Origin of the sequence: Rudaea sp. (genome assembly GCF_036383415.1) — a bacterium.
Classification (GTDB): Bacteria; Pseudomonadota; Gammaproteobacteria; order Xanthomonadales; family Rhodanobacteraceae; genus Rudaea.
In genome coordinates this window covers 1-3690 of sequence record NZ_DASVOK010000412.1, presented here as the reverse complement: position 1 = coordinate 3690, position 3690 = coordinate 1, and the positions used below count along the sequence as shown (strand labels likewise).

Genomic DNA, 3690 nt, shown 5'->3' with positions numbered 1-3690 from the left:
TCGAGTCGGTGACGATACCGGCACCAGCGCGGAAACGTGCCTCGTTCCCCTGCAGTTCCATCGTGCGAATCAGGATGTTCAGATCCATGTCGCCGTCGAGGTTGAGGTAGCCGAGCGCGCCGGTGTAGGCGCCGCGAGCGCACTGTTCGAGCTCGCTGATGATCTCCATCGTGCGCACTTTCGGCGCGCCGGTGATCGTGCCGCCGGGAAACACGGCGCGGATCGCCTGCGCCGGCGTGATGCCGGTGCGCAAGCGACCGCGCACGTTCGAGACGATGTGATGCACGTGCGCGTAGCTCTCCACCGCCATCAGCTCGTCGACGACGACCGAGCCCGGCACGCAGATGCGGCCGAGGTCGTTGCGCTCGAGGTCGATCAGCATGACGTGCTCGGCGCGTTCCTTGGCGTGACCGATCAGCTCGGCGATGCGCACCGCGTCGTCGTCGCCGGCATGGCGCGCGCGCGTGCCGGCGATCGGCCGCGTCTGCGCGATGTCGCCGCGGATTTCGACCAGACGCTCGGGCGACGAACTCGCGATCGCCCAGTCGTTCCATTGCAGCAGCCCGGCGAACGGCGCCGGATTGGCACGACGCAATTGCGCATAGACATTCGCCGGTGTCGGCGCTTCGGCGAAACCGGCGCGCCACTCGCGCGAAAGATTGACCTGGAACGTGTCGCCGGCGCGCAGATACTCGTGGATGCGCGCGACGCCATCGAGGAATCGCTGCGAATCGTCTTCCTCAATGCGTGCTGTGGGCAAGGGCCTCGGCGCGAAATCGCCTGCCTGCGCGAGATCGGCGGCAAGCATGTCAAGCCAATGTTCCTGCCCCGCCTCGGCGACCAGCGAGGTCGTCTGCGCGAGCCGATCGACGATCACGGCCGCGGGGCAGCGTAATGCGAGAGCGACTGGCGCCTGGTTCGATGCACCGAAAACCGGACGCAGTCGCGGCTCGATCTCGGCAACGACCTCATAGCCGAGATACAGCAGCCAACCACCGCGGAATGGCAGTTTCGATGCATCGCGCGCCGCGCACTGGCGGCGCCAGTCCGCATCGAGCGCGGCCAGAAACGAGGTGCCGCGATCCGCGCCTTGCAAATCGTACACGCGGCCATCCGCGCCGAGCGTCAGGCCTGCTTTGTTCGTTGCGAACAGGACGTCGAAACGCGCTGCGGTGCCGCCCTGCGCGGCACTTTCGAGCAAGCCCGGATAGCGCCGCGGACAGCGTGCCGCGAGCGGCAGCAGATCGCGCGCGCCGCGCAGCTCGCGCCGGACGAAGTCCATTGCGGGCCGATCAGGCGCGGCGGAACACCAGCGAGCCGTTCGTGCCGCCGAAGCCGAACGAGTTCGACACGGCGATGTCGATCTTCGCATCGCGCGCCGTGTGCGGCACGAAGTCGAGGTCGCAGCCCTCGCCCGGTTCGTCGAGGTTGATCGTCGGCGGCAACACGCCGTCGCGCAGCGCGAGGATCGAGAAGATCGCTTCGATGCCGCCGGCCGCGCCGAGCAGGTGCCCGGTCATCGACTTGGTCGAGCTGACGGCCAGCTTGTAGGCATGCTCGCCGAACACGGTCTTCGCCGCCATCACTTCGCCGACATCGCCGAGCGGTGTCGAAGTGCCGTGAGCATTGATGTAGCCGACCTCGGTGATATTCACGCCGCCGTCGATCAGCGCGTTGCGCATGCAGCGCGCCGCACCTTCGCCACCTTCACTTGGCGCGGTGATGTGATAAGCGTCGCCGGACATGCCGAAACCGACAAGTTCGGCGTAGATCTTCGCGCCGCGCTTTTTCGCGTGCTCATACTCTTCGAGCACGATCACGCCAGCACCGTCGGAGAGGACGAAGCCGTCACGATCCTTGTCCCACGGCCGACTGGCCTTGGTCGGCTCGTCGTTGCGCGTCGACATCGCACGCGCCGAGCAGAAGCCGCCCATCGCCGTGCCACAGGTCGAATATTCGGCACCGCCGGCGACCATCGCGTCGGCATCGCCGTACTGGATCATGCGCATGGCGAGGCCAATGTTGTGCGCACCGGTCGTGCAGGCGGTGACGCAAGCAATGTTCGGCCCTTTCAGGCCGAGCATGATCGACAAATTGCCCGAAGCCATGTTGATGATCGAGCTCGGCACGAAGAACGGCGAAATCCTGCGCGGACCACGCTCGTGATAGGTGATCGCGGTTTCTTCGATCGTGTGGATGCCGCCGATGCCCGCGCCGACCGCGACGCCGATGCGCTCGGCGTCATGTTCGTGCGTCGACAGGCCGGCATCGTTCAGCGCCTGCACCGAGGCGGCGATGCCGTAGTGGATGAACGGGTCCATCTTCTTCACATCCTTGTGATGGATGTACGTCTCGGGATTGAAATCGCGCACCTCGCCGGCGATGCGCGTCGGGAACGCGCTCGCATCGAAGTGGGTGACCGGACCGATGCCGCTCACGCCTTCGCGGATATTCTTCCACGCCGTCGCCACATCGTTGCCGACCGGGCTGACGATGCCGAGGCCGGTGACCACTACGCGCCGCTTGCTCATAAAGTTTGCCTTTGCGCTCATCCCTGATCGCGAGAGTCTAGAAGCGGCTGTCCATGGCCGCACCATTCAATAAATCCGCCGGCGAACCTCGTCTTTTCAAACGCCCGTTCCGCGGAAGCAGAAATGCAAACTGCGCCTCGCGGGCGCAGTTCGTACCGTCGGATGGCGACGAAATCAGGGCTTGACGTGCGCCTTGATGTAGTCGACCGCCTGCTGCACGGTGGTGATTTTCTCGGCTTCCTCGTCCGGAATTTCGCATTCGAATTCCTCTTCGAGCGCCATGACCAGTTCGACGGTGTCGAGCGAATCCGCGCCCAGGTCGTCGACGAAGGACGCGTTCGGCGTCACCTCATCTTCCTTGACGCCCAGTTGTTCGACGACGATCTTCTTGACGCGCTCTTCGATGGTGCTCATAGTGGTACTTACCTCACAAGGTAGGCAGAAAAAGTTACGAAAAAGGGATAACCCGAACGGGGCGGATTGTAGGGCATACGCGGCAATCGCACCAGCGTAGCCCGACAAGCTTACGCCATGTACATGCCGCCGTTGACATGCAGCGTCTCGCCGGTGATGTACGCCGCCGCGGGCGAAGCGAGGAAGGCCACCGCATTGGCGATGTCCTCCGCCGCGCCGAGGCGGCCAAGAGCGATCTGGCCGAGCAGCGCGCTGCGCTGATCTTCGGTCAGCGCACGCGTCATGTCGGTGTCAATGAAACCCGGCGCGACGACGTTGACCGTGATGCCGCGCGAACCGATTTCGCGTGCGAGCGATTTGGAGAACGCGATGATGCCGGCCTTCGCCGCAGCGTAGTTCGCCTGTCCGGGATTGCCGGTGACGCCGACCACAGAAGCGATGCTGATGATGCGCCCCTTGCGCGCCTTCATCATGCCGCGCATGACAGCCTTGCTCGTGCGGTAAACCGAAGTCAGGTTCGTGTCGAGAATCGCCTGCCAGTCCTCGTCCTTCATGCGCATCAACAGCTGGTCGCGCGTGATGCCGGCGTTGTTGACCAGGATCGTGATCGCACCGAATTCCTTGGCGATGTCGTCGATCAGTTTCTCGACCGCGGCACCGTCGGTGACGTTCAGTGCGCGACCGACGCCGCCGTGCGCAGCCAGGCGCTCGCCGATCGCGGCGGCGCCGGCATCGGTCGTGGCCG

At 64.8% G+C, this 3690-nt stretch carries 4 protein-coding genes; all 4 read right to left on the bottom strand.

Translation table 11 applies throughout. From position 1 onward, the window contains the following. The coding region (locus VF497_RS14970) for an aminodeoxychorismate synthase component I (RefSeq protein WP_330890129.1) at nt 1-1282 on the bottom strand (1282 nt) is incomplete at its 3' end. 10 nt (nt 1283-1292) lie between these two features. Further along, nucleotides 1293-2531, bottom strand: coding sequence for a beta-ketoacyl-ACP synthase II (fabF, locus tag VF497_RS14965; protein ID WP_330890127.1), 1239 nt, complete (start codon nt 2529-2531; stop codon nt 1293-1295). A gap of 174 nt (nt 2532-2705) precedes the next feature. Further along, the gene (gene acpP, locus VF497_RS14960) at nt 2706-2945 is read right to left on the bottom strand and encodes an acyl carrier protein (protein WP_018974565.1); all 240 of its coding nucleotides are present in this window, start codon (nt 2943-2945) and stop codon (nt 2706-2708) included. A 110-nt stretch (nt 2946-3055) separates the two neighbouring features. Continuing rightward, the coding region (gene fabG / locus VF497_RS14955; protein ID WP_330890124.1) for a 3-oxoacyl-ACP reductase FabG at nt 3056-3690 on the bottom strand (635 nt) is incomplete at its 5' end.

Bases quoted from the DNA above. Each gene is read 5' to 3' on its own strand.
- fabF (WP_330890127.1), bottom strand. From the start codon at position 2,531: ATGAGCAAGCGGCGCGTAGTGGTCACCGGCCTCGGCATCGTCAGCCCG.
- acpP (WP_018974565.1), bottom strand. From the start codon at position 2,945: ATGAGCACCATCGAAGAGCGCGTCAAGAAGATCGTCGTCGAACAACTG.